The organism is Modicisalibacter radicis (assembly GCF_900961225.1).
Taxonomy (GTDB): domain Bacteria; phylum Pseudomonadota; class Gammaproteobacteria; order Pseudomonadales; family Halomonadaceae; genus Modicisalibacter.
The window spans coordinates 209,605-216,377 of the sequence record NZ_CAAHFN010000098.1 but is presented as its reverse complement, the minus strand read 5'-3'; the positions used below and the strand labels follow the sequence as shown (position 1 = coordinate 216,377).

Here is a 6,773-nt window from a genome sequence, read left to right as displayed (position 1 = left end):
TAGATGACCTCGGGGCGTTCGCCGAGCAGGCTGTCCAGCGCACCGGGGCGGGTGATGTCCATGGCCCGGCAATCGAGCCGGATCGTGTCGTGAGACGGCGGCGCCGGAGCGACCCGGTCGACGAGCGACAGGCGCGTCACGGCCCTGCCGTCGACCTCGCCGCGTTCGAGCAGCGTCTTCGCCAGGCGCTGGCCGAGAAAGCCGGCCGCGCCGGTGATCAATACGTGCATCGTCCATCCTCAATCGTCGTTGGTTAAATGCCATGCAGGCCGGACCTGCAGCCCGTAGGCCGCCGGCCCGACGGCAGGTTGAACAGCATCTGCTCGATGACGCGGTCGTCCAGGGCGCGCGCAACCCGGTGGCGCATTGTCCTGCGCTCCTGCTCACGCCTGCCCCAGATCGGGGACGGCGGCCATTTTCTCCTTGGTCGTGCGGTAGACACTGTCGAGATGCGCGAGCATGGCGCGTTCGGCAGCATCCGGGTCGCCTCGTCGCAAGGCCTCGACGATGTACACGTGCTCGCGGTAACTGCGCTCGACCGCGCCGGGCTCGAGCAATACGCTGCGTCGGATATAAAGGTCGAAGCTGTAAAGCTCCTCGGCATACTTGAGCAAGATGGCGTTGCAGGCGTACTCCGAGATCAGCTTGTGAAACGCCTTGTCCGACATCTGGAAGGGAATCGGGTTGGTCTGATCGCACTCGGATTGGGTCTCGAGCATCTTCTCGAGCTGGGCGACACCGTACGCATCGATCTTCAAGGCCGCCCGCCGGGCGATCGCCGCCTCGATCACCAGCCGGCTCTCGTAGACGCTGTCGATTTCATAGCGCGGTGTCCGGGCATCGGTCTCCGGCCCCCCATCCTGCATAAGATGATAATGGCGAAGTACCTGCTCGTCGGCTCGGACTCGCGTCTTGCTGCCATGCGACACGCTGACTACCCCCAGCGCCGCCAGTTGGGCCACCGCACCGCGGATGGTCTCGCGACTCACGCCGAACAGTTGCGCCATCTCGCGCTCGCTGGGCAACTCATCGCCATCCTGAAGCAGGCGATTGCGGATCATTTCGACCAGCTTGTCGGCCAGCAGCTCCTTCTTGGTCTTGTTTCTCAGCGTCTTTTCGAACGCAAAGGCTGGATTGTCCATCGTACCTGCCCCCTCAACTACTGGTCTATTATTTAGTCCACTCGTGAGTCTTTCACAACCTTGTTACCACCTAAGTCTAACAAAATATGGCACATTTCCGCCTTGACGCCTCCATTTCAACAACTAGTCTTGACGTTAACTGGACTGGTGATACAACCAGAAGACCAGAAACAATAACACAGACGCCCTTTAATGGCGTCGTCACGAAAGGATACGACAGCCATGCCCCCCCTGCGCGACACCTCCCGATCCGGCGACTGCCCGCTCATCGGCCTCGTCCTCGGCGACCCCGGAGGAATCGGTCCGGAGCTGATCGCCAAGCTTCTGGCGGAGCCCGCTACCCAGGAGAGCGGACACACGGTGCTGGTTGCCGACCCCTGGCTCTGGGAAGAGGGTCAGCGCGTCGCCGGTACCCGGCTCGACTTGCCTGCAGTCGAAAGCTTCGCCGAGGCACGAGGACACTCGACGCCCGTATTGATGCCCATCGATAGCATCTCCCGCGAGGAGACCCGCTACGGCGAAGCTAACGCTGCAGGCGGACGGTCCGCTCGCCAGGCCCTGACCCAATGTCTGGACGCCGCCGTGCGGGGCGATATCGATGGGATTTGCTTCGGCCCGCTGAACAAGTACGCCATGAAGCTCGGGGGCATGAACTACGAGGATGAACTGGGATTCTTCGCTGATTATCTGGGTGTCGATGAATATACCTGCGAGTTCAATACATTCGGCAGTATTTGGACCTCACGTATCTCATCACATATTCCATTGAAGGACGCGCCTTCCTACGTCACGCGTGAACGTATCCTGAAAGCAACACGCCTCACCGACAAGTCACTACGTTTGGCCGGAGTTGTCGATCCACGCATCGCCGTCGCGGCGTTCAATCCACATGGTGGCGAGAGTGGCACCTGCGGTCGCGAGGAAATTGACACCATCGCCCCCGCAGTGGAAAAAGCACAAGCCGAGGGGCTAACGGTTTCCGGCCCTCATCCCGCTGACACATTATTTCTTAAAGTACGTGACGGGGAATACGACGCCGTGGTCACTATGTTTCACGATCAAGGGCAGATCGCCATAAAACTTCTCGGTTTTCATGAAGGGGTCACGGTTCACGGCGGCCTACCGATTCCCATTACCACGCCAGCACACGGCACGGCCTATGACATTGCCAGTTCAGGAAAAGCCAATCTCCGCCCGACCCATAACGCCTTCAAACTAGCTTGCCAGATGGCGGCCAGCACCCGGTTCTCCCGCTGATCGTCTCGCAACGCTATATGGACAAGATTATGAGAATCACGCAGATCAGGGCCCGTGTCTTCGAGTGGAAGGGCGACACGGTGCCGCCACAGCCACACTTCTGTACCAATGCCATGGATGCCCTGTGGGACCGCGGCGATGCGATGGGCAGTTTCCGGTTCCATGGCTGGACGGTGGTCGAGGTCGAAACGGACGAGGGCATAGTCGGGCTCGGCAACGTGGCCCTGGCGCCACGTGTCGCCAAGACGATCATCGACCAGCACCTCGCCCCCCTGATCATCGGCCAGGACCCGTTCGACTACGAGTACCTGTGGCAGCGCATGTATCGCGCGATACTGGCCTGGGGGCGGCGCGGCATCGGCATGGCGGCGATCTCGGGGGTCGACATCGCTATCTGGGACGTCATGGGCAAGGCGCTCGGCAAGCCGGTGTTCAAGCTACTGGGCGGACGGACCAAGGAGAAGATCCCGTGCTACGCCTCCAAGCTCTACCACACCGATCGCAAGACGATGCAGCGCGAAGCGCAAGCCTATCTCGACCAGGGCTTCACGGCGATGAAGATGCGTTTCGGTTACGGGCCCAGGGATGGGCCCGGTGGCATGCGCGATAACATCAAGAGCGTGGCCGCGGTGCGCGAAGTGATCGGCGAGGACATCGACCTGATGGCCGATTGCTACATGGGATGGAATCTCGACTACGCCCGACGCATGCTGCCGAAACTGGAACCCTTCTCGCTGCGCTGGCTGGAAGAGCCGGTGATCGCCGACGATATCGACGGTTATGCCGAGCTCAACCGTATCGCACCGATGCCGATTTCCGGCGGCGAGCACGAGTTCACCGTGCACGGCTTTCGCCAATTGCTGGAGAAGAAGGCCATTTCAGTGATTCAGTACGATACCAACCGAGTCGGTGGCATCAGCGTGGCGCGCAAGATCAACGCCATGGCCGAGGCCTTCGAGATTCCTGTGATCCCCCATGCGGGACAAATGCACAATTATCACCTGACGATGGCATCGCTCGCCTCACCGATGTCGGAGTTCTTTCCGGTGCATGACGTCGAGATCGGCAACGAACTCTTCTATTACCTATTCGATGGCGACCCCAAACCCATCGATGGGCATCTCGACTTGAGCGACGATATTCCAGGACTCGGGATCACGCTTAATGAAACGATCTTCGACCAGTTTCACATCGTCGAGTAACCCCTTCTCGACGGCAACACTCACTCTCTAATTAATAGAGGAGACAAGCAACGCCTTACGTCAAGAACAACAAATCTAGTAGCTCACAAAAACATTAGGAGAATTGCAATGACCACCACAAAAAATCGCAAAAGTTTCCTAAAGACCGGCAGTGCCATAGCGATGGCCTGCGCCTTGGGCTCCGTAACATTAGCAAATTCCGCCCATGCCCAAGAATCCTCATGGTCTCCGTCGCAGCAAGTCTCGATGGTGGTGCCGTTCAAACCCGGTGGCGGAAGTGATACTTTCGGCCGCGCGGCAACATCGGGCATGGAGGAAGTCAGAAACAATATCGACATTTCCGTCCAGAACATCGTCGGTGGTTCAGGCGCCGTAGGTTATTCGACGCTTCTGCAGCGCCAAGACAACCCCCACTACCTTCTCGCGTCGGAGACAGGGGCGGCTATCATCTTGCCCCTCATGAACGATGTCCCATACAGTTGGGAAAAGCTGACGCCAATTGCTGAAGTCGCCGAGGATCATACGATGATAATCGTCGCCAATGAATCCCCGTATAAATCCATTAGTGACCTGGTCGATGCAGCGAAGGAGAGCCAGGTCAATATAGCCATCTCTGGCAAGGGTAGCCCGGCCTCTTTAGCCTTCAAACTGATCGAAAAGGACCAGGATGTTTCATTCAACCGTGTGGTCTTCGAATCTGGTTCGGCAAATAACGCCGCCTTACTTGGCGGTGACGTTGCCGCTGCTGGCGCCAACCCTGGAGAGGCAATCGAACTCATCAAGGCCAGTAAAGTCCGTGCCTTGACCATTTTCAAGGAAACGCGATTCCAAAAATCTCCTTTAGCAGATATACCGACCATTGCCGAAGCAGGAATCGATGTCGACGTCACTCCCACCCTGCAGTTCCGTGGGATAATTGCTGCACCTGGGCTCAGCGAGGCACAAAAAACATACTGGGAGAATGCAATCAAGGCATGGTCTAAAACCGAAAGTTACAAGACCTACATCGACAACAACTACCTGACTCCGAAGATACGGACCGGTGATGAATTCGCCGAATTTCTTGCAAAACAACATAATACTATTTCTCCACTCCTCAAAGATACGGACTGAGAGGTAATTGCCATGAAACCGAGAGGAGACTACGTGGGAGCGTTGATCCTCGTCGCAATAGGAGCGGCGTTTTCCACCCTCTCGATCGATTACTGTGTCCTGGGAGAAGAAGCCCGGATAAGTCCGGGCTTCGTCCCTTTTATAGCCGGCCTTCTATTGGTCGCTTTCGGTGCCATGATCGGCTGGGAGACCTGGAAGTCTCGCGTCCACGTCACGACAAATCCAACAGGAGAGGACACCGGACCCGAGACAGAAACTGACAAACAAGCGCGCCACAACACTACGAAATCCGTAGCATTGATCTTTGGATTGTTGCTTATAGCAGTCATCTTGTCGCCTATCCTAGGATTCCTCCTGACCTTTTCAATTCTTGTATTCGCGATCTTGGCCGTAGTGGAGCGCGAACACTTTTGGTTCAGCTTAGTCATCAGTCTAAGTATAGGGCTTCTTGCCTGGCTTATCTTTTACCAACTCATGGGGATTCGTTTGCCCCTCGGCATCATTGCCCCACTGATTGGAGGCTGAGTCATGGACTTTTTTGCGCACCTGATAACGGGATTTGGTACCGCGCTGACTCCCATAAATCTGCTCTATTGTTTCATCGGAGTATTGCTCGGCACGGTCATTGGCCTGCTACCCGGGCTAGGCTCGGCTACCGGCGTCGCCTTGCTGTTACCCTTGACTCTCAATTTGAGCCCTATCACTGCTCTCATCATGCTCGCTGGTATTTACTATGGCGCGCAGTATGGTGCGACGATCACCTCGGTCCTGATTGCCACGCCAGGTGATTCGGCCAGCGTAGTTACCGCCATCGACGGTTACCCCATGGCTCGACAAGGTCGGGCCGGGCCAGCCTTGGCCATAGGCGCGGTCTCAAGCTTCGTTTCGGGCATCATCAGCTTGATTCTCCTCATGGCATTAGCCCCGTTCTTCGCTTCCCTGGCGCTTCATTTCGGACCACCCGAAATTTGTGCACTGATCGTTCTCGGCTTCACCAGCATCGTTGGTTTTAGTGGAACATCACGCACAAAGGGACTGGCCATGGCCAGTCTAGGCGTGGCAATCACTACCATTGGCCTCGATCCGCAAAGTGGTAGCGCGCGCTTTACCTTTGGTTTTATCAATCTATTTGGAGGTATTGGATTCTTGCCGGTAGTTATTGGCCTATTCGCGGTAGCTGAAGTACTGCATCAAGTGCGCAGTGGTAAAGTTGAACCAATACGTACGCGCTTTCGCGATATGATACTGAAGCGGGAGGATTGGCGGAGGTGTCGGACTACCATATTGGGCAGTGGTCTCCTTGGGTTTTTTATCGGGGTACTACCGGGCGCTGGTGCCACGCTCGCCTCTTTCCTGGGCTACGATCTGGCGCGTCATTTCTCAAAGCACAAGGACGAATTCGGCAAAGGGGCCATAGAAGGGGTTGCCGCGCCGGAGGCTGCAAATAGCGCAGCAGTCAATGGTGCCTTCGTACCCACCCTCACCTTGGGTATTCCCGGTTCGGGAACAACAGCGGTTTTGCTTGGCGCTTTCATTGTCTTCGGCATTCAGCCCGGCCCCTTGCTTTTTACCAACGAGCCTGACTTGGTCTGGGGACTAATGTGCTCATTCTTCATTGGGAGCGTAATACTATTACTGCTCAACTTGCCTCTCGTTCCTGTATTTGCTTCGCTCCTGCGCTTCCGTTATGCATTGATTTATCCTTGCATTTTGTTTCTATCATTCATCGGCGCTTACGCCATCGAAAATCGCATGTGGGGGGTCTGGCTAACGTTGGCTTTCGGAATCATTGGCTATTTCATGAAGCGCTATGAGTATCCCACCGCCCCTCTAATACTAGGGATCGTCCTCGGTGGAATGTTCGAAAAAACGTTAATCCAGACTTCTTCTATGGGAGGCGGCGATCTGGCGATCTTCCTGAATCGCCCAATCGCCATGGTGCTTTTCGCCCTGGCGGCTCTGATCCTCTACGGCCCGCGTTTGGTCAGGCTCTTCGTCCGACTGGGACACAAGGGGCAGGATTCCTTCTCGAAATGACCTGCCGAGTGACACGAAAGAC

The 6,773-nt window shown here is 56.5% G+C and carries 7 protein-coding genes; 5 read left to right on the top strand and 2 right to left on the bottom strand.

Going from position 1 to position 6,773, the window contains the following annotated elements; genetic code table 11:
* Both HR9077_RS18140 and HR9077_RS18135 read right to left on the bottom strand, forming a co-directional pair.
* Positions 1 to 230: NAD-dependent epimerase/dehydratase family protein (locus HR9077_RS18140; RefSeq protein ID WP_136068699.1), on the bottom strand; the 230-nt coding region annotated here is incomplete at its 3' end.
* A 153-nt stretch (positions 231 to 383) separates the two neighbouring features.
* Positions 384 to 1,142, bottom strand: coding sequence for a FadR/GntR family transcriptional regulator (locus tag HR9077_RS18135; protein ID WP_136068698.1), 759 nt, complete (start codon positions 1,140 to 1,142; stop codon positions 384 to 386).
* Positions 1,143 to 1,364: 222 nt separating this feature from the next.
* On the opposite strand from HR9077_RS18135, the gene HR9077_RS18130 reads away from it, so the two are divergent.
* From HR9077_RS18130 to HR9077_RS18110, 5 genes are all read left to right on the top strand, one after another.
* Positions 1,365 to 2,399, top strand: a complete 1,035-nt coding sequence (locus HR9077_RS18130; protein ID WP_136068697.1) for a 4-hydroxythreonine-4-phosphate dehydrogenase PdxA — start codon at positions 1,365 to 1,367, stop codon at positions 2,397 to 2,399.
* Between the two features lie 29 nt (positions 2,400 to 2,428).
* Positions 2,429 to 3,601 (top strand): L-rhamnonate dehydratase, encoded by a 1,173-nt coding sequence (locus HR9077_RS18125; protein ID WP_136068696.1) that lies wholly within the window; start codon positions 2,429 to 2,431, stop codon positions 3,599 to 3,601.
* A gap of 108 nt (positions 3,602 to 3,709) precedes the next feature.
* A complete protein-coding gene (locus tag HR9077_RS18120; protein ID WP_136068695.1) occupies positions 3,710 to 4,714 on the top strand; it encodes a tripartite tricarboxylate transporter substrate binding protein in 1,005 nt (334 codons plus the stop codon).
* Between the two features lie 33 nt (positions 4,715 to 4,747).
* Positions 4,748 to 5,239 (top strand): tripartite tricarboxylate transporter TctB family protein, encoded by a 492-nt coding sequence (locus HR9077_RS18115; protein WP_168380993.1) that lies wholly within the window; start codon positions 4,748 to 4,750, stop codon positions 5,237 to 5,239.
* 3 nt (positions 5,240 to 5,242) lie between these two features.
* The gene (locus HR9077_RS18110) at positions 5,243 to 6,751 is read left to right on the top strand and encodes a tripartite tricarboxylate transporter permease (RefSeq protein ID WP_136068693.1); all 1,509 of its coding nucleotides are present in this window, start codon (positions 5,243 to 5,245) and stop codon (positions 6,749 to 6,751) included.
* Positions 6,752 to 6,773: the final 22 nt, after the last annotated feature.

What these genes read in the sequence shown, in the direction of transcription:
- HR9077_RS18125 (WP_136068696.1), top strand. Translation starts at nt 2,429, where the DNA reads ATGAGAATCACGCAGATCAGGGCCCGTGTCTTCGAGTGGAAGGGCGAC.
- HR9077_RS18135 (WP_136068698.1), bottom strand. Translation starts at nt 1,142, where the DNA reads ATGGACAATCCAGCCTTTGCGTTCGAAAAGACGCTGAGAAACAAGACC.
- HR9077_RS18120 (WP_136068695.1), top strand. Translation starts at nt 3,710, where the DNA reads ATGACCACCACAAAAAATCGCAAAAGTTTCCTAAAGACCGGCAGTGCC.
- HR9077_RS18110 (WP_136068693.1), top strand. Translation starts at nt 5,243, where the DNA reads ATGGACTTTTTTGCGCACCTGATAACGGGATTTGGTACCGCGCTGACT.
- HR9077_RS18130 (WP_136068697.1), top strand. Translation starts at nt 1,365, where the DNA reads ATGCCCCCCCTGCGCGACACCTCCCGATCCGGCGACTGCCCGCTCATC.